Source organism: Embleya australiensis, assembly GCF_051903075.1.
Lineage (GTDB): Bacteria > Actinomycetota > Actinomycetes > Streptomycetales > Streptomycetaceae > Embleya.
In genome coordinates this window covers 4417214-4435000 of the sequence record NZ_CP182422.1, presented here as the reverse complement: position 1 = coordinate 4435000, position 17787 = coordinate 4417214, and the positions used below count along the sequence as shown (strand labels likewise).

The following is a 17787-nucleotide window of genomic DNA, read 5'->3' as shown; positions in this document are numbered from 1 at the left end:
TAGGCGGCGGTGACGTGAGCGGCTGCCCGCGCTCAGGCCCGCGCGACCGGTTCCTGGAGTTCGGTCACCCACTGCCTCGGGTCCGGTGGGCACTCCAGGTTGACCTCGCGCGGGTAGCCGAGCGAGCGATGGCCGTTGGCGTCGATCCAGTGGGCCAGGGCCTGTACGCCGGTCATCACGTCGTCCATCGAGCCCCGATGCACGAAGGTGGCGGCCTGCTCGATCGGCGGCAGGTCCACGATCGCGAAGTCGTGTTCGGGGCGCGGGTCGGCCGCGACCGTGATGCCGGCGTTGATGACGATCGTGTCGTCCCGGTCGGGCGAGACCTCGTAGTAGGCGATGCCCGGCCCGGTCGGCGCCACCCCGGCGGCGGCCATCCGGCGGCACAGTTCGTCGTACAGCGGACCGATGATCGGCCCGATGTCGCGCGGCCCGTCGGCGTCGACCGGGGTGGTCGCGGTCAGTACGGCCACCCGGACGCCGGGGATGCGCTTGAGCACGATGTCGTCGTCGGCCATCCGGCCCTCCGCCTCGATGGTGCGGAGCCTCGCCTCGACCTGGGCCAACCGCCGGCCGTCCGCCGCCACCGCCGCGGCGAGCTCGGCCCGGCGCAGCCGCAACATGCCGCGCAGCTCACCGGCGCTCACCTGCTCGTCCAGGATGCTCCGGACCTGCTGGAGGGTGAAGCCGAGGTCCTTCAGCGCGATCACCCGGTTGAGTCGGGCGAGTTGCTCGGCGCGATAGAAGCGGTAGCCGCTGACCGGGTCGACCCGGTCGGGGTGCAGCAGGCCGATGGCGTCGTAGTGCCGCAACATGCGGACGGACACGTTGCCGTGCCGGGCGAAGTCTCCGATGGTGAACATGACGCCTCCCAGTGCACGGCCTCACACGGTGTCAGGGTCAAGCCGCCGCGAGCACGCCCTCACTCCACCGGCCCCGCCACGTCCCATCCCGGCGCCTGCACGTGGATGTGCAGGCTGCCCGGCGCCACCTCCTCGCCGCACCCGCGACACATCAGCGCGGGGTCGAGCGCGTGGTCCCCGTGCCGGAAGTCCACCGGCGGCTCGTCGGTCAGCCACCGGTCGCCCCAGGCCGCGAGGGTCTGCAGCACCGGCGCGAGGTCGCGGCCCCGGGCGGTCAGGTGGTACTCGAAGCGCGGCGGCCGGTCCTGGTAGCGCCGCCGCTCCAGGACCCCGGCCGCCTCCAGGGCGCGCAGCCGAGTGGTCAGGATGTCCCGGGGTGCCCCCGTGTTGCGCGCGATCGCGTCGAAGCGGTGGTTGCCGAAGCCCATTTCGCGGATGGCCAACAGCGCCCACTTCTCGCCGACCACGCCGAGCGTCGAAGCGACCGAGCAGGGCCGGCCGACCGGCGCCCGGGCGGCGCGGGACGGCGCGGGAGCACCCGCCGCCGCCCCCTCGGACACCCGACCGGAGTCGGCGGAGGAGGCGTTCGAGGCGTTCGAGGCGTTCGAGGCGTTCAAAGAATCGGAGGAGCCGGAGGAATCGGCGTTGACGACCACGCCCACAAGGTTGCCATCCCCAACTCACGGACGCTACGTTGACCAAGAAGCGAGTTGGATTTTCCAACCCACACGGTCGAAAGGCGGCTGCCATGAGTAACGAGGCGTACCTCGTCGATGCCATCCGAACTCCCGTGGGCAAGCGCGGCGGGGGCCTGGCCAAGGCGCATCCCGCCGACCTGGGTGCGCACATCCTGCGCAGCCTCGTCGACGGCACCGGCGTCGACCCGGCCGCCGTCGACGACGTGATCTTCGGCTGTCTCGACGTGATCGGCCCGCAGGCCGGCAACATCGCCCGCACCTCGGGCTCTCCGCGGGCCTGCCGACGAGCGTCCCGGGCACCACCATCGACCGCCAGTGCGGCTCCTCGCAGCAGGCGGTGCACTTCGCCGCCCAGGCCGTGCTCAGCGGCACCGCCGACGTGGTGATCGCCGGCGGCGTGCAGAACATGAGCGCCGTCCCGCTGTCCGCCTCGCTGCGGGCCGGCCGCGAGTACGGCTTCGCGACCCCGTACGAGGGCGCGCGGGGCTGGCACGAGCGCTATGGCGACCAGGAGATCAGCCAGTTCCGCGCGGCCGAACTGATCGCCGAGCGCTGGGGCCTGACCCGCGATGACATGGAGGCGTTCGCCGTCACCTCGCACGAACGCGCGCTGCGGGCCCAGCGCGAGGGCCGCTTCACCAACGAGATCGTCCCCTATGGCGAGGTCACCCGCGACGAGGGCCCGCGCGAGCCGGACCCGGCCAAGATCCGCTCACTGCCGACGCTGCGCCCCGGCGGCCGGATCACCGCCGCGTTGGCCAGTCAGGTCTCCGACGGCGCCTCGGCAGCCCTGGTGGTCTCCGAACGTGCCCTGCGGGTACACGGGTTGCGCCCCCGGGCCCGGATCCACCACCTCACCGTGCTCGGCGACGACCCGGTGCTGATGCTCACCGGCCCGATCCCGGCCACCGCTCGTGCCCTGGAGCGGACCGGGCTGACCCTGGACGACATCGACCGGGTCGAGATCAACGAGGCGTTCGCATCGGTCGTACTCGCCTGGCAGCGGGCCACCGGCGCGGACCCGGAGCGGGTCAACGTCAACGGCGGCGCCATCGCGCTGGGCCATCCACTCGGCGCGAGCGGCACCAAGCTCCTGGCCACGCTGCTCAACGAACTGGAGCGGATCGACGGCCGCTACGGCCTCCAGACCATGTGCGAGGGCGGCGGCATGGCCAACGTGACCATCATCGAACGGCTGACCTGAGCCGCCGCCCGCTCCCTCCGGTCAGTCGTGGCCGTGGTCGCCGGACTGGGCGAGGGAGCGGGTCACGCCGGCCTCCAGCTCGGCACGGGCGGCCTCGTCGGCGGCGCCGGAGCGGTCGAAGGCCGCCAGCGCGCCGCGCCACAACTCGGCGGCTTCCCGGTAGGCGAAGTGGATCTCCGCGTCCAGGGCGGCGAGGCGGGCGTAGTGGGCGGCCTTCGCCGCCGTCGCGCGCGAGGCCGAGGCCAGGTAGTGGTGCGCCAGCGCGGAGACGTCCCGGGGCCGTACCGCCTCGATCGCCTCGGCCGTGCGTGCGTGCATCCGGGCCCGGCGCAGCTGGGACAGGTCCTCGTACAGGGTGTCCCGTACCAGCGCGTGGGTGAACCTCAGTTGGCCCGCGTCGGGCTCCACGAGCAGTCCGGTCAGCAGCGCCGACTCGACCGCGTCGAGCACCGTGTCCTCGTCCGTGCCGCTCTGCGCGAGCAGGATGTCGACGTCGATGTCCCGGCCGAGCACACACGCCTGCTTGAGCACCTCCTGCGCGGCCTTGGGCAATCCGGCGACATGCCGGCGGATCACGTCCCGCACCCCGACCGGCACCTCGGACACCGCCGCGTGCGCGCCCTCCGCGGCCAGCACCCGGGCCGTCTCCAGGACGTAGAACGGGTTGCCCGCGGTGCGGTCCACGATGGCCCGTACGGTGTCCTCGTCGATCGCCGCCGAGACCGCGCCGCGGACCAGGTCGCCCACCGCCTCCGGGGCCAGGCCGGTGAGTTCGACACGTTCCGGACCGCAGCGCGCCAGCCGGGCCAGCGCGTCGGCGAGCAGGTCGCCCACCTCGTTGTGCCGATAGGTGACCACGAGCAGCACGCGACCGGTCGCGTCCCGGTCGGTGGCCAGGTGGCACAGCAGCGCCAGCGTCTCCTCGTCGGCGCGGTGCACGTCGTCCAGGACCAGCAGCCACGGCGTCTCCGCGGTGGCCCGGGCCAGATAGCGCACCACCGCCTGATGCAACATCAGCTTGGCCGCGGCCTGATCGCCCACCGGGCTGTACGAGTCGGCGAGCAGCGGCGCCAACACCCGCGCGGTGTCCTCGTCCGGCGGGCTCACCGCGGCCAGGGTGCGCAACATCTGGGTCCACGGCCATCCGGCGGGCGCGCCGCCCGATTCGGGACAGCGTCCCCACGCCGCCCGCCATCCCTCGGCGGCCAGCAACTCCCGGACATGCTCGGTCAACGCGGTCTTGCCCTCGCCCGGATCACCGCTGACCAACGCCACCGCGAGCCGCCCGTCGGCGCGCTTCGCCGCGTTCAGCAGGTCGGCCGTCTCCTCGGCCCTACCGATCAGCGTGGTCGTGCGCGCCACGAACCCGTCCTCCCCCGACTCGTCGAAAACCCGTACCGGCTCCGCGACTTCCCGATGCGCGGCGGGCGCCTCGGACACGGCGAGCGCCCCCGGCGCGGCGGCTGACGGCACCGCCGCCGGCGCGTCCAACTCGGCGGAGTGGGCCAGGATGTCCGCCTCCAGGCGTTGCAGCCGCGACCCGGGCTCGACCCCCAACTCCTCGCGCAGCGCCGCCCGTACCCGACGCAACACCGCGAGCGCGTCGCCCTGACGGGCACACCGGTACAGCGCCAGCGCCAACAACCGCCAACTCTCCTCCCGCAGCGGGTGCGCCGCCGCGTGTGCCTCCAGGCCGGGCACGATCCCGGACGCCTGCCCGATGGCGAGACCGGCCTCGGCCCGACGCTCCACCGCGACCAGGCGCAACTCCTCCAGCCGGGCCGCCTCGGGCCGGGCCCACGGCTCGTCGGCGAACTGCGCGTACGCGGGCCCGCGCCACAGGTCGAGCGCCGCGGTCAACTCGCGTAGCGCGTCCTCTGCCGCCCCCGCCGCGAGGAGGCTGCCGGCCCGGTGCACCAGGGCCTCGAACCGCCACGCGTCGACCTCGTCCGTACCGACCCGGAACGCGTACCCCGGCGGCGCCGTGACCAGCACCGTCGACGGGGTGCGCGGCGCGCGGTCGGGTTCGAGCGCACGGCGCAGGTGCGACACGAAGGTCTGCACGGACCCGAGCGCGCGGTGCGGCGACTCGCCGTGCCACAGGTCCTCGATCAGCCGGTCGACCGGTACGACGTGCCCGCGCGCCAGGACGAGCCGAGCGAGAACGGCCCGATGGCGAGGGCCGCGCAGGTCGGCCCGCCGGTCACCGTCCCACGCTTCGAGCGCTCCCAGAACACGAAACGTCAGCATGGATACGAGACCTTACTGATGCGTCACGAGCAGGCGAGCGGCGGCCGGGGCTGAAGTCATCCGGCTGTTGTCCCATGCCCGGGTCAACACCGACTCGACGGCCGGTGAACACGCTTGCCGGGCTCATGTCGGCGGCATGTCAGCGGCATGTCGACGGCATGCCGGGCGCGTGTCGCCCCGACCCCGACACCCCGTCGCACGCTCGCCGTTCGTCGGAGACCGGGACCGCCCGGTGTCCGACGAACGGGCTTCGACCGACCCCGGGCCCTCAACTCCCCGACGCTCCGGGCGGGTTGCCCGGCGCCTGCGCCTCACCCTCGGGGCGTGTCGAGGGTGCGTCCGGGGACGCGGCCGGGGGCTGCTGCGTGGTACCGGGAGCCGCACCCGGCGCGGTGCCCGACCCGCCACCCGGCGGCGTACCCGGCACGGTCGCGGGCGGGTTGCCCGGCACCCCCGCCGACGGCGGCGTACTCGCCGGCGGCACCTGCCCCGGCCGGACCGGGATCGCGATCGTGAACGGGGCCGTGCCCTCCACGATCCGGCACCCCGCCGCGCCCCGGTTCGGCTCGACCCGGGGCTGCGGGAAGGGCAGGCTCTCCCGGTTCGGCACCACCGGCCGGCCGTCGGGCATGCAGGCGTAGTTCGAGAGCCCGCTGTACAAACCGAGTTGCTTGCCGTTCTGGTCGAACAGCAGGACGTCCTTGAGCGGCCGTCCCTGTGCGTCGAACGGGTAGATGTTCTGCAGCGGCCTACCGTCCAACGTGCCCATCAGGGTGCTGCCGTCCAGCGGGTGGCCGTCCGAACTGCTGTAGTACGTGGGGTAGTTCGACCCCATGGGCTCGATCCGCACGGTCTCGCCCGGCTCGAACTGTCCCCCGCTCACCATGCCGATCCCGAGCCCGACCACCATCGCGTTGAGCGGCACCGCCAGCCAGACCAGTCGGCGATCGTCACCCGAGCGCGATCCCAGCCACAACGACCCGGCCAGGGCCAGGAGTCCGACCGCCACCGGCCACCACACCCCACCCGCGATCACCCAGGCGAGCAGGGACACGACCAGCGCCCGTACCACCCACCAGGCGGACCGCAGACCGGCCAGGAACCGCACCGGCTCGGCGAAGCGCCCGGTGCGCAAGGACTCCCCGAGGGCCCTCGCGCGGCGGGTGACCGACAGTGCGGCGACCTCCGGCAGGCCGCGCTCGCGCCCGCGCAGCCACAGCGCGTTCACCGCCTCCACAGCCAGTGCGAGCACGCACGGAAAGATCCACCAGCGCTCCTGCGCGTCCCGGTGCGAGCCCAGTGCGATACCCGTCACGAACGCCGATCCGAGCGCCAACAGAAGTCCCAGTACCAGGAGTTCGACCTTGCCGACGTCGCGCAACCGGCCGCCCCCGCCGGTCGGCGTCAGCGGCGGATACCCGGCCGCCGCGCGCAGTTCGGCGGCGTACTCGTGCGGGGTGCCGAGCCGGGCGCGGAGCGCGTCGGAGGTCACCGCGCCGTCGAGTTCGGCGACCACCTCGCTCAGATTGACCTCGACGTCGTCCAGGATCTCCTCCGCCTCGACGGCGGGCAGATCGGCCAGAATGCGGGCCACCTCGACGCGGTAGTCAGCGGCGACGGGGTGCAGTGCGGTGTCCTTCATCGGGTCTCCCCCACCAGTTCCGACATCGTCCGGGCGAACGAGTTCCACGTGTCGGTGGACTCCCGGAACCGCTGCCGGCCGGGCTCGTTCAGGGCGTAGTACTTGCGGTTCGGGCCTTCGTCGCTCGCCACCACGTAGGACGTGAGGAGTCCGGCGTTGTACAGCCGCCGCAGCGTGCCGTAGACCGACGCGTCGCCGACGTCGTCGAGACCGGCCTTGCGCAGCCGGCGCAGCACGTCGTAGCCGTAGCCGTCCTCCTCGCGCAGCACGGCGAGCACCGCGAGGTCCAGCACTCCCTTGAGCAACTGACTCGGATCCATGACGCCTCCAGCTCTTGTGCGTTGCACGGTACCACGCAATGCACAGTAGTGAACGGGTCCGATCGTGCCCGCCGCACAACAGATCGGCTCGACGTCGCGTTTGTAGAGGCAGAGACCTTGGGTGGGACCCGATCGAGGAGACGTGCACGATGCGGTTCGAGGACTTCGCGGCGGCGCGGCTGCCGGCCCTGCTGCGCTATGCCGCGTTGTTGTGCGGGGACCGGGAGTTGGCCCGGGACCTCGTCCAGGAGGCCCTGATCAAGGCACTCGTGCGCTGGAAACGCGTCGGCGCGCTCGATCGACCCGACGCCTACGTCCGCACCATCGTCACCAATGAGTTCCTGTCCTTCCGCCGCCGCAAGGCGATACGCATGGTGGCGCTGACCCACGACGCGCTGGACGGTCCGGCGGCGCCCAGCGTGCCGGACCCCGCCGCCGGCATCGGGTCGGGTGAGGAGCTGTGGCGCCGGCTGAGCGAACTGCCCCGCCGACAACGTGCCGTGCTGGTCCTGCGCTACTACGAGGGGCTCACCGACGACGAGATCGCCGAGACCCTGAACTGCCGGCCCGGCACCGTCCGGGGCTACGCGTCCCGCGCGCTGGCGACGCTGCGCGTGGAGATGACCGTGACACCGACCCGAATCCCCCCGATTCCCCAGGGAGAACCGGCATGACCGACATCCGCGAACTGGAGGCGGCACTCGCCCGCCACGAACACCTGGCACCCGACGACGAGGGCTTGATCGAAGCCGCGTACGCGGGGGCCCGACGTGTGCGCCGACGGCGCCTCGCCGTCGCCGGCCTCGGCGTCGCCGCCGTGGTCGCGCTCGGCGCCGTAACCCCCCGGGTCCTCGATCACCTCGGTGACGACGGGGTACGTCGGGCGGCGGGTCCCGCCGCGAGCAAGGCTGCCGGCGTCTCCGTGACCAGTCCCCCGGCCGTGGTCGTGGACGTCGACCGCACGGAAGGGTTCTTCCCCCTGGAGCAGGGCTTCTCGGGGACCACCTCGCTGGCGAGCGTGCGCTCGGACGACCAATCCAGCACCGGCTGGGGCGGCAACGTCGGCGTCTACGCGCCGGCCGACGTCGACATGACGGCGATCGAGGCCGGCGAGGCGATCACCGTGCAAGGGCACCCAGCCCGCTATGCCGAGAACTACCTGATCGATCCGGCCGCCTATCACGAGGGTCCGCAAAACTCCTGGGCTCCCAAACCGGTGCGCTTCGACGCCGACGGAAAGCCCGGCCCCGGCACGTGGCAGGACAGGCGGGCGCCGGTCGTCGCGTGGCGCGACTCGTCCGGGTCCTGGGTCGTGGTCTCCGGCACCGACCAGCGGACGGACCTGCTGCGACTGGCCGAGGCGGTCCGACTCCGGCCGACCGGCGCCCGCACCCCCTACCGGCTCGGCTTCGTCCCCGACACGCTCCGGCTCGACTTCGGCGGCTCGAACACGCGCATCCGGGCCGAGTCCAACTCCGTACTGGTCTTCGGCGCCGCGGCCCATCCCGTGTTGAAGCGGAGCGAGCTGCGAGGCATGACGGAGTACGGCGCCCTGCGCATCCAGGTCTCGGCGTCGGACAGCGGGCGCACGGACATCGTCGCCCGAACCGGCCCGCCGACGGTGATCGCGGGACACGACACCTGGTACTTCACCTCCCCCGGCGGCGGCCTGCTGCCACCGGAGCAAGGCGCGATCCTGGTCACCAAGGTGAACGGCTGCGAAGTCCAGATCACGACCACCGACAACAACCTGGTTCCCAGGGACACCCTGCACCGCATCCTTGCGTCGATGACCTTCGGCAACTGCGCGGCCCCGGAGACCTGGACCCCTCCGCTGTCCTGATCACCCGCATCCACTGGTAATCCGAACTCCCGTGACCACCACGGGAGTTCGGCCCGTTTCCCGACTCAGCCCGCCGCCACCCACGCGTCCAGCTCGGCGATGTACGCGTCCTTGACGTCCTCCGGCAACCACGCGATGGCGAACGCGTTGTATTCGAACCGGGCCACTTCCGCCTCGGTCAGGCCGAGGTCCGCCTGGGTGCGCTCCAGGTTCTCCTGTACGTACGCGTCCATGTAGGCCGGGTCGTCGGAGTTGATCGTGACCAGGATGCCCTCGTCCAGCATCCGCCGGATCTCCGCACCCTTGATCCCGTCCACCACGAAGGAGTTCGACACCGGACACACCGTCAGTCCGAGGCCGCGCTCCTTGATCGCGGCGACCAGCTTCGGGTCTTCCAGCGCGTTCGACCCGTGGTCGATGCGGTCTACGCCGATGTCCTCGATCGCCTGCCGGATGTGCTCGACGCTGTTCTCCTGATCGACGTCGCAGTGCATCGTCAACCGGTAGCCCTCGGCCCGTGCCCGCGCGTAGACGGCGGCGAACTTTGCCGGCGGGTTGCCGCGCTCGTCCGAGTCCAGCCCGATCCCCACGATCCACTCGCGGTACGCCAGCGACTGCACGAGCGTGGCCATCGCGTACTCGGCCTGGAAGTCGCGCAGGAAGCACATGATCAGCTGGGCCCGAATGCCCAGTTCGCGCCGCGCGTCCCCGATCGCCCTGGTGAGCCCGCGCACCACCACGTCGAACGGCACTCCCCGGCCGGTGTGCGCCTGGGGGTCGAAGAACATCTCCACGTAACGCACGTTCTGCGAGGCGGCCTTGCGCAGGTAGGCCATCGCCAGGTCGTAGAAGTCCGGCTCGTGCAGCAGGACCCGCATGCCGTCGTAGTAGACGGTCAGGAAGGAGGCGAGGCTGTCGAACCGGTACGTCGCCCGCATCTCCTCGACCGAGGCGTACGGCAACTCGATCCCGTTGCGCTCGGCGAGCGCGAACTTCAACTCGGGCTCCAACGTCCCCTCGATGTGCAGATGCAACTCGCACTTCGGCAGCCCGCCGATGAAGTCCCGCATGTCACGCATGAACCGACCCTCCGCCTCGAACACCCACTCGCCCGACAACGCCAACCGTATGCCCCGGGCCGGGCCGCGCTCCGCAACCCGACCGCCGCTCCCTTGCATGGCAGATTCCACCAGGCCCTTCACGGAACGACCCACCCCGACGCACACTGTATGTAGTCACGTCATGACACACCGAAGGAAGTCCATGGACGAGCAGCCCGAAGACGGGCCGGAGCCCGACGGACGGACCTTTTGGACCGTGGTCGACGGTGAACGGATCGAGACGCCGGCCACGATCGCGAGCATCCGCGAAGCCCTTCCGACCGATCAGCGCGACGAGTTCACCAGGGTGGTCGAGGACACGCCCGCGCGGGACATGCTCCTGATCATGAACCGCTGGTCGCGCCGGACGCGACCGGAAATCGACGAGGCCACCGAACGCGAGCACGACCGCGTGGAGGCGATCACCAGGGAAGCGGGCGACCGCGTCATCATGGGGGAGGATCCGAGTGTCGTGCAGGCTGAGGTACTCGCACGACTGCGAGACGGTACGTAGCCAACTCACGACGTCGCAGCGCGGCGACCCGGACAGGGGCATGGCCCGCGTATGTCTGGACCCGTACGGGTGCGGCTCGTCGCAGACCTGGCACAGGGACCGGCGAGAGGTGACGTGCGGTTCGGTGGTGGTCGGATCCCAGGTATCGAATGACGTCCTCTTGGTCACCGTGGTCCGCGTCTACGGAACCTGAGCACGCGCGAGGCGGCTCTGTACTCGCGACACACGAGGGAGTCGGGGCTCACATGGCCCGGGATCAGCGGCGGTAGCAGCCCCAGACGCGTGGGGCTCGGGCGCCGGGGGGAATCGGGAACGGGGCGGTTTTGGCGGGTGGGGCTCCGTCGGTCGGGTACCAGATGGCGTCGTCCGGCTCCACGGCGGCGAGGTCGGCGGTCCAGGCGGGGCGGGCCGGGTCGAAGGGTTGGACGCGCACCCGGGCGGTGGCCGCGTCGACGTGCTCGATCACGCCGGGCGGGTGGGTCGGTCGCAGACGGGCGTCCCGGTGCTTGACCTTTTGGCCGATCTCGGCGGGTTCGGGCATGGCGGGGTATCCCTTTCGTGGGCGGGGATGGGGAACGCGTCGCTTCGTGGCCGACCGGCGCGGGGAGCGCTCCGCGCCGGTCGGCTTCGCCCGGCCGCCTCGGGAGGCGTCGGGTGGCGGGACCGCACCGCCGGCCAGGCCAGTGGGGGCGGTGCGGCCGATCAGGGGGTGGGCGGTCGACTGGGGTCCATGCCGTCGGGCGGCATGCGCCACGTGATCGACCCGTCGCGGAACAGGTGTTGCGCCTTGGTTCGAGACGGCTCGTCCACGAGGGGTTGGGCCGCCACGATCCGGCCGGGCCGAGCCGCCTCCGGCTTCGCCGGCTCGGGCGCGGTGAGCCCGGGCGAGCCGGCCTCGTCGTCCACCACTTCGAGGTGCGCGAGCGGAATGGTGTAGGTCGCCTGGGAGTTGGCGGTGAGCGCCACGACATGGCCGCAGGCCACGCGGTAGAGCGTCCCCACATACCGACTCCGGGCATCCCGCACCCGCACCTCACCACCCGCCATGCGGAGCCGCAAGTCGGCTTCGGTGGGCGGTTGTTGTCTCGTCACGGTCATCGGCACGCCTCTCGCCTCTCGTTGCCGTCAGTCGTTTTTCGGCCACTCCCTGACAGCATCGGCCGGCGTGCCTAACCTTTGGAGTGACCTCCCGTTGCGAGCTCAATTGGAACAAACCGGGGGAACATACGTGCGATTTCAGGAACATCCAAGCAACCCGACCGACGGGTCGCCACGGCAGCGCATGGCGGCGCAAATCAGAGAGCACCGATCACGAGCAGGGCTGTCGGTAACGGAATTGGCCGACATCGTCGGCTACAGCAAGTCGTCGATGTCGAGGTTCGAGACGGGCGACAGCCGAGTGCCGGAAGAACTGTGCCCCAAGCTCGATGCGGTGTTCGGCACAAACGGCCTGTTCACTGCGCTATTCGAGATGCTGCGGAACGTGCCGTTCCCGGATCGCTACCTCGACTACATGACGTTGGAGCGCGAGGCCAAGGCGCTCAGCGAATGGGCCGGGCTCCGCATCCCGGGACTGCTTCAGACCCCGGCCTATGCGCAAGCACTGTTCCGTGAGGGCATTCCTGGCGCAACCGAAGACGAGATCACGGCGTTGGTTGAGGCCCGCCGGGATCGCCGCGCGATTTTCGACAGGAAGCCACCCGCCTATTTCACGGCGATCCTTGACGAGTCCGTGCTGCGCCGATGGATGGGCCCGGCCGAGACCATGATCGAACAGCTCACCGTTCTGCTTGGGAACATGGACCACCAGCATGGCAACATCCGGATTTTTCCGTTGAAACGCGGCCCTTTCGGGCTCCACGAAGCCACGCAAATCAATATCGATCTAGCCGATGGCACATCACTCGTCTACCTCGAAGGCAACGCGAGTGGACTGATTATCGAAGACTCGGACATCGTCACCCAGCGCAAACGGGCCTACGATCGAGTCGGCGCCTACGCCCTTTCTCCGAGGGAGTCGGCGGACATGGTCCGAGCGGCGATCAAGGAGTATGAAGAGTGCTCACACCCTCCCAACTGACCGCTGCTGTCTGGCGCAAGTCCACCTACACCAACTCCGATGGGGGTGCATGTGTGGAGGTGGGCGGCAACTTTGCGGGCATCGTCCCCGTCCGTGACAGCAGGGCCCGCACGATCGGCCATCTCGTAGTCGGCGCGGCCTCGTGGGCGGCGCTCACCGACTCGTTGCGCGGCTGAGTGCAACGGTGGCCCCGCCCGCCCGAAGTCGAGCCGGCGGGGCCTCGCACGGCTACGCGGCCGGGGCGATGCGGGCCATGCCGTTGATGATGCGGTCCATCGCGTCGCCACCCCTGGGGTCGGTCAGGTTGGCGAGCATCTTGAGCACGAACTTCATCAGCATCGGGTGCGGCAGGCCGTGCTTGGTGGCGAAGTTCATCACCCTCGGGTCGCCGATCAGCTTCACGAAGACCCGGCCGAGCGTGTAGTAGCCGCCGTAGGTCTGCTTGAGGATGCGCGGGTAGTCGTGCAGCGCCCGCTCGCGGCCCTCGGGGGTGAGGCGGGCCACCGCCTGGGTGATCACCTGGGCCGCGATCTCGCCGGACTCCATCGCGTACGCGATGCCCTCGCCGTTGAACGGGTTGACCATCCCGCCCGCGTCGCCGACCAGCAACAGGCCCTTGGTGTAGTGCGGTTGGCGGTTGAAGCCCATCGGCAGCGCCGCGCCGCGGATCGGACCCTGCTGGTTCTCGTCGGTGTAGCCCCAGTCCTCGGGCATGCCCGAGACCCAGCCCTTGAGCAGGTCGCGGTAGTCGATGTCCTTGAACGCCGCCGAGGTGTTGAGCAGACCCAGGCCCACGTTCGAGGTGCCGTCGCCCATGCCGAACACCCAGCCGTAGCCGGGCAGCAGCTTCTCCTGGGCGTCGCGGCGGTCCCACAGCTCCAGCCACGACTCCAGGTAGTCGTCGTCGCTGCGCGGGGAGGTGAAGTAGGTGCGGACCGCTACGCCCATCGGGCGGTCCTCGCGCCGGTGCAGGCCCATCGCGAGGGACAGCCGGGTCGAGTTGCCGTCGGCAGCGACCACGATCGGCGCGCGGAAGACGGTCTCCTCCTTCGAACCGTTCATCCGCGCGTTGACGCCGACGATGCGTCCGGTGCGCTCGTCCAGGATCGGGCCGGTGACGTTGGCACGCTCGTACAGCTTCGCGCCCGCTGCCGCCGCCTGGCGGGCCAGGATCTCGTCGAAGTCGGCCCGCTTGCGGACCAGTCCGTGCGCCGGGAAGCTGGCCAGATCCGGCCAGTCCAGTTCGAGCCGCATGCCACCGCCGAGGATGCGCAGGCCCTTGTTGGGCAGCCACCCGGCCTCGACCGAGGTGTCCACGCCCATCCCGATCAACTGCTTGACCGCGCGCGGGGTGAGCCCGTCGCCGCAGACCTTCTCCCGGGGAAACGCGGTCTTCTCCAACAGGATCACGCTCACGCCGGACTTGGCCAGGTGATACGCCGTGGTCGATCCGGCCGGACCGGCCCCGACCACGATGACGTCGGCCTCATGCGTCGAGTCGGCGCGCTTGGTGGTTGTGACGGGCGCTGCGTCGGTCACGGACGACTCCCCTGGAAGTCTCTGCGGCAGTGCCGAAACCGGGACGGTTCCGGCCGGACAAGTCTATGAGCAGCGGGCCGGGAACCGGCCCGCGGTCATCCGGTGGTGGGTCGAAAGCCCCGGTGCAGCGCGACCACGCCGCCGGTGAGGTTGCGCCACGCCGCCCGCTCCCAGCCGGCCCGGCGCACGATCGCGGCCAGTCCGGCCTGGTCGGGCCAGGCGCGGATGGATTCGGCCAGATAGACGTACGCGTCCGGGTTGCTGCTCACGGCGGTGGCCACCGACGGCAGCGCGCGCATCAGGTACTCCACGTAGACCGTCTCGAACGGAGGCCACGTGGGCCGGCTGAACTCGCAGACCACCAGGCGCCCGCCCGGCCGGGTCACCCGCAACATCTCGCGCAGCGCGCCCTCGGTGTCGTTGACGTTGCGCAGCCCGAAGGAGATGGTCACCGCGTCGAACGTGGCGTCCCGAAACGGCAACCGGGTCGCGTCGCCCGCGGTGAACGGCAATTCGGGGTGCCGGCGCTTGCCCTCGCGCAGCATGCCCACGGAGAAGTCGCACGGGACCACCTCCGCGCCCGCGTCCCGGAAGGGCAGCGAGGAGGTGCCGGTGCCGGCCGCCAGGTCGAGGACGCGCTCACCCGGGCGCGCGTCCACGGCCCGCGCGACGGCTTTGCGCCAGGACCGGTCCTGGCCCATCGACAGCACGGTGTTGGTCAGGTCGTAGCGCGCCGCGACCGCGTCGAACATCGACGCGACTTCACGCGGTTGTTTGTCCAGGGAGGCTCGGGTCACCCGGCCATCATCTCGCGGCCGGGGCCGTACCCGGGTCCTGGGGGCGGGCAACGCACCGGGCGGGTCGCGTGGAGCGTGCGACCCGCCCGGTGGACTCGTGTCGGCGTGCGGCGCTCAGCGACGCCCGGCCCGGCCGCCGGCGCGGCGCCGGCCGACCTTGACCCCGCCGCCGATCCGGCCGATGCGCACGCCGACACCGACGCCACCGCCGCGACCACGACCGGTGCGGCGGCGCCTGCGGTGCGGGGTCACGGCATGGACGAGGGACCGGATTCGCGTACCAACGGACATGGTGTGCCTCCTCGTTCCGCACGGGCGGCGCCCGCGTCGGAAGTGGTCGGGAAACCCTGTCTTGTCGACCGGGCGCCTGCCCCGGGTTCGGCCGGCCATGCCTGATCGGGCCCCGAACGATCCGCGCCGCCGCCCGTCAGCGGCGGTGCACGAGCCGGCCGCCGAGCACGGTGGCCACGCACGAGCCGGTGCCGTGGGCGAGCAGGGCCGCGTACGGGTCGCCCTCGGTCGGCACGTCGAACACCGCGAGGTCGGCGAGGCCGCCCGGGCGCAGCGTGCCCGCCCCGTCCAGGCCGCCCATCGCCGCCGCGCCGCCGACCGTGACCGCCTCGACCAGGCGCCGGTCCAGGTCGTCCGCGCGGTATCCCTGCCGCACCGCGACCTCGCGGGCCGCCGCCGCCTCCTCCCACATGTCCAGGGACGGCGAGGAGGCCAGCGAGTCGGTGCCCAGGGCCAGCGGCGAGCCCTCGGTCAGGTAATCCGCCACCGGCGCCTCGCCCGCCGCCAGGATCGCGTTGGAGCGCACGCACAGGGCGACGGCCGTACCGTGCCCGCGCAGCAGCGCCCGGTCCTGCGCCCCCAGGTGCACGCCGTGCGCGACGTGCACGTCCGGCCCGAGCCCGGCGAAGCCGTCCAGGTAGGTCGCGGGGCTGCCGCCGCTGCCGCCGTCGAGCAGTTCCAGGGCCAGCCCCATCGCGCGATTCGCCTCGGCGAACCGGCCGGTGCCGTGCCGGACGAACTCCACCTCGTGCGAGGTCTCCGCCAGGTGCGGGTGCAGCCGCAGCCCGCGCTCGCGGGCGATCTTCACGCACTCCGCGAATACGGCCGTCCCGACCGTGAACGGGGTGTGCGGCGACACGCCCAACGCGCGCCCGCCGCTCGCCCCGCGCAGCGTGTCGAGGAACGCCTCACGGCGCCCGCCCGTCCACATCGCGTCGTCCGCGATCACCTCGACGTAGCTGATCCCGCGCAGACCGGACCGGCCCACCGGCACCAGGACACATGGGTCGGTGACCACATCCGCCGCCGCCGTGGTCCCCGAGCGCAACATGTGGTGCACCCCGCGGCGGGCACTCTCCTGCCACATCACCTCGGAGAAGTCGGCCCGCCGCTCGGTCAGCAGCCGGATCCACTCCGGGAACGCCAGCCCGGACAACGCGAGATCGCCGAAGTCGGTGTACTGGAGGTGCGCGTGCGCGTTCACCAGACCCGGGGTGAGCACCCCGCGCCAGACCCGCTCCCGCGCCCCCTCCGCGACCAACTCGGCCCGCGGCCCCACCGCGACGATGCGCTCGTCCTCCACGAGCACGGCACCGTCACGAATGGGCTCCGCGTCGACCATCGACAGGACAACGGGCGCAACATGCAACGTCAACGACATGCGCCCATCCTGCCAAGCCGGGCTCAGCGCGCGTCGACCACCTTCAGCTGTGTGCGAGGCGGCTCGGGGCGGGCGGTGCCGCCGGGGATGGCGGTGGAGGACAGGTGGGAGATCACCTTGTCGTCGACCGGGTCGTTCGCCGGGTCGTCGTGCACGATCAGGTGGTTGTACGTGGTGTCGCGCTGCGCGGGGACGCGCCCGGCGGCGCGGATCAGGTGCAGCAGTTCCATCCGGTTCGAGCGGTGCTTGGCGCCGGCGGAGGAGACCACGTTCTCCTCCAGCATGACCGAGCCCAGGTCGTCCGCGCCGTAGTGCAGGGTCAGCTGGCCGGCCTCCTTGCCCGTGGTCAGCCACGAGCCCTGGATGTGCGCGACGTTGTGCAGGAACAGCCGGGCGACCGCGATCAGGCGCAGGTATTCGAGCAGGGTGGCCTGGGTGCGCCCCTTCAGGTGGTTGTTCTCCGGCTGGTAGGTGTACGGGATGAAGGCCCGGAAGCCGCCGGTGCGGTCCTGCACGTCACGGATCATCCGCAGGTGCTCGATCCGCTCGGCGTTGGTCTCGCCGGTGCCCATCAGCATCGTCGAGGTGGACTCGACGCCCAGGCCGTGCGCGGTCTCCATGATCTCCAGCCAGCGCTCGCCCGACTCCTTGAGCGGGGCGATCGCGGTGCGCGGGCGCTCCGGGAGCAGTTCGGCGCCGGCGCCCGCGAACGAGTCGAGGCCCGCCGCGTGGATCCGCGAGATGGCCTCCTCGATGCCCACCCCGGACACCTTGGCCATGTGCGCGACCTCGGACGCGCCGAGCGAGTGGATCACCAGCTGCGGGAACTCGGCCTTGATCGCGGCGAACGAGCGCTCGTAGTACTCGACGCCGAAGTCGGGGTGGTGCCCGCCCTGGAACATGATCTGGGTGCCGCCGAGTTCGACCGTCTCCGCGCACCGGCGCAGGATGTCGTCGATCTCCCGGACCCAGCCCTTCTCGCTCTTGGGCGGGGCGTAGAAGGCACAGAACTTGCACGCGGTGACGCACACGTTCGTGTAGTTGATGTTGCGCTCGATGATGTACGTCGCGATGTCGACGGTGTCCGCGTAGCGCTTGCGGCGGGCGGCGTCGGCGGCTCGACCCAGCGCGTGCAGCGGCGCGTGGACGTACAGCGCGAGTGCCTCTTCGGGCGTGATCCGCCCACCGTCGGCGGCCCGGTCCAGGACCGGCTGGAGATCGCTGATCACGGGGAAGCCTCCGCATGGAACGAATACGAGTGGAAC

Annotated in this window: 18 protein-coding genes and 1 pseudogene; 6 read left to right on the top strand and 13 right to left on the bottom strand. The window is 71.3% G+C overall.

Annotated features, from left to right (window positions below):
• Nucleotides 1–32: 32 nt before the first annotated feature.
• Nucleotides 33–863 carry a MerR family transcriptional regulator gene (locus ACMXN5_RS19215; RefSeq protein ID WP_439676295.1) on the bottom strand — a complete coding sequence of 277 codons (831 nt, stop codon included), beginning with the start codon at nt 861–863 and terminating at the stop codon, nt 33–35.
• A 59-nt stretch (nt 864–922) separates the two neighbouring features.
• A complete protein-coding gene (locus ACMXN5_RS19210) occupies nt 923–1519 on the bottom strand; it encodes a winged helix-turn-helix transcriptional regulator (RefSeq protein WP_439676294.1) in 597 nt (198 codons plus the stop codon).
• A gap of 92 nt (nt 1520–1611) precedes the next feature.
• On the opposite strand from ACMXN5_RS19210, the pseudogene ACMXN5_RS19205 reads away from it, so the two are divergent.
• Nucleotides 1612–2765 (top strand): annotated as a pseudogene (locus tag ACMXN5_RS19205) (acetyl-CoA C-acetyltransferase).
• Between the two features lie 21 nt (nt 2766–2786).
• Here ACMXN5_RS19205 and ACMXN5_RS19200 read toward each other — a convergent pair.
• From ACMXN5_RS19200 to ACMXN5_RS19190, 3 genes are all read right to left on the bottom strand, one after another.
• Nucleotides 2787–5015, bottom strand: coding sequence for a BTAD domain-containing putative transcriptional regulator (locus ACMXN5_RS19200; RefSeq protein WP_439676293.1), 2229 nt, complete (start codon nt 5013–5015; stop codon nt 2787–2789).
• Between the two features lie 268 nt (nt 5016–5283).
• Nucleotides 5284–6657, bottom strand: coding sequence for an HAAS signaling domain-containing protein (locus tag ACMXN5_RS19195; protein WP_439676292.1), 1374 nt, complete (start codon nt 6655–6657; stop codon nt 5284–5286).
• Nucleotides 6654–6977, bottom strand: coding sequence for a PadR family transcriptional regulator (locus ACMXN5_RS19190; protein WP_078975830.1), 324 nt, complete (start codon nt 6975–6977; stop codon nt 6654–6656). Before ACMXN5_RS19190 ends, ACMXN5_RS19195 begins: the two co-directional genes overlap by 4 nt.
• Before the next feature lie 149 nt (nt 6978–7126).
• Here ACMXN5_RS19190 and ACMXN5_RS19185 point away from each other — a divergent pair, with 149 nt between their 5' ends.
• Both ACMXN5_RS19185 and ACMXN5_RS19180 read left to right on the top strand, forming a co-directional pair.
• Nucleotides 7127–7651: a SigE family RNA polymerase sigma factor gene (locus ACMXN5_RS19185; RefSeq protein ID WP_439676291.1), complete on the top strand. Its 525-nt coding sequence runs from the start codon at nt 7127–7129 to the stop codon at nt 7649–7651.
• Complete coding sequence (locus ACMXN5_RS19180) at nt 7648–8820, top strand: hypothetical protein (RefSeq protein ID WP_439676290.1); 1173 nt, start codon at nt 7648–7650, stop codon at nt 8818–8820. Before ACMXN5_RS19185 ends, ACMXN5_RS19180 begins: the two co-directional genes overlap by 4 nt.
• Before the next feature lie 65 nt (nt 8821–8885).
• On the opposite strand, the gene add is transcribed toward ACMXN5_RS19180, so the two are convergent.
• Entirely contained in the window at nt 8886–9899 is a 1014-nt protein-coding gene (gene add / locus ACMXN5_RS19175) for an adenosine deaminase (RefSeq protein ID WP_439676289.1), read from the bottom strand.
• A 184-nt stretch (nt 9900–10083) separates the two neighbouring features.
• On the opposite strand from add, the gene ACMXN5_RS19170 reads away from it, so the two are divergent.
• Nucleotides 10084–10434, top strand: coding sequence for a hypothetical protein (locus ACMXN5_RS19170; protein WP_439676288.1), 351 nt, complete (start codon nt 10084–10086; stop codon nt 10432–10434).
• A gap of 256 nt (nt 10435–10690) precedes the next feature.
• On the opposite strand, the gene ACMXN5_RS19165 is transcribed toward ACMXN5_RS19170, so the two are convergent.
• Both ACMXN5_RS19165 and ACMXN5_RS19160 read right to left on the bottom strand, forming a co-directional pair.
• On the bottom strand, nt 10691–10975 hold the full coding sequence (locus ACMXN5_RS19165) for a hypothetical protein (RefSeq protein ID WP_439676287.1): 285 nt from the start codon (nt 10973–10975) through the stop codon (nt 10691–10693).
• A gap of 161 nt (nt 10976–11136) precedes the next feature.
• Nucleotides 11137–11532, bottom strand: coding sequence for a hypothetical protein (locus ACMXN5_RS19160; protein WP_439676286.1), 396 nt, complete (start codon nt 11530–11532; stop codon nt 11137–11139).
• A 130-nt stretch (nt 11533–11662) separates the two neighbouring features.
• Between ACMXN5_RS19160 and ACMXN5_RS19155 the strand changes: the two genes are divergently transcribed.
• Nucleotides 11663–12514 (top strand): helix-turn-helix domain-containing protein, encoded by an 852-nt coding sequence (locus ACMXN5_RS19155; protein WP_439676285.1) that lies wholly within the window; start codon nt 11663–11665, stop codon nt 12512–12514.
• Entirely contained in the window at nt 12493–12690 is a 198-nt protein-coding gene (locus ACMXN5_RS19150) for a DUF397 domain-containing protein (protein WP_439676284.1), read from the top strand. The genes ACMXN5_RS19155 and ACMXN5_RS19150 overlap by 22 nt, the downstream gene beginning before the upstream one ends.
• A gap of 52 nt (nt 12691–12742) precedes the next feature.
• Here the strand turns inward: ACMXN5_RS19150 and ACMXN5_RS19145 are convergent, their stop codons facing one another.
• From ACMXN5_RS19145 to mqnC, 5 genes are all read right to left on the bottom strand, one after another.
• Nucleotides 12743–14053: a geranylgeranyl reductase family protein gene (locus ACMXN5_RS19145; protein WP_439676283.1), complete on the bottom strand. Its 1311-nt coding sequence runs from the start codon at nt 14051–14053 to the stop codon at nt 12743–12745.
• Between the two features lie 95 nt (nt 14054–14148).
• Nucleotides 14149–14850, bottom strand: a complete 702-nt coding sequence (locus ACMXN5_RS19140) for a demethylmenaquinone methyltransferase (RefSeq protein ID WP_439676282.1) — start codon at nt 14848–14850, stop codon at nt 14149–14151.
• A 114-nt stretch (nt 14851–14964) separates the two neighbouring features.
• Nucleotides 14965–15141, bottom strand: coding sequence for a hypothetical protein (locus ACMXN5_RS19135; protein WP_439676281.1), 177 nt, complete (start codon nt 15139–15141; stop codon nt 14965–14967).
• Between the two features lie 136 nt (nt 15142–15277).
• Nucleotides 15278–16522 (bottom strand): amidohydrolase family protein, encoded by a 1245-nt coding sequence (locus ACMXN5_RS19130; RefSeq protein ID WP_439676280.1) that lies wholly within the window; start codon nt 16520–16522, stop codon nt 15278–15280.
• A gap of 23 nt (nt 16523–16545) precedes the next feature.
• Nucleotides 16546–17751 (bottom strand): cyclic dehypoxanthinyl futalosine synthase, encoded by a 1206-nt coding sequence (mqnC, locus tag ACMXN5_RS19125; protein ID WP_380014196.1) that lies wholly within the window; start codon nt 17749–17751, stop codon nt 16546–16548.
• Between the last annotated feature and the right edge of the window lie 36 nt (nt 17752–17787).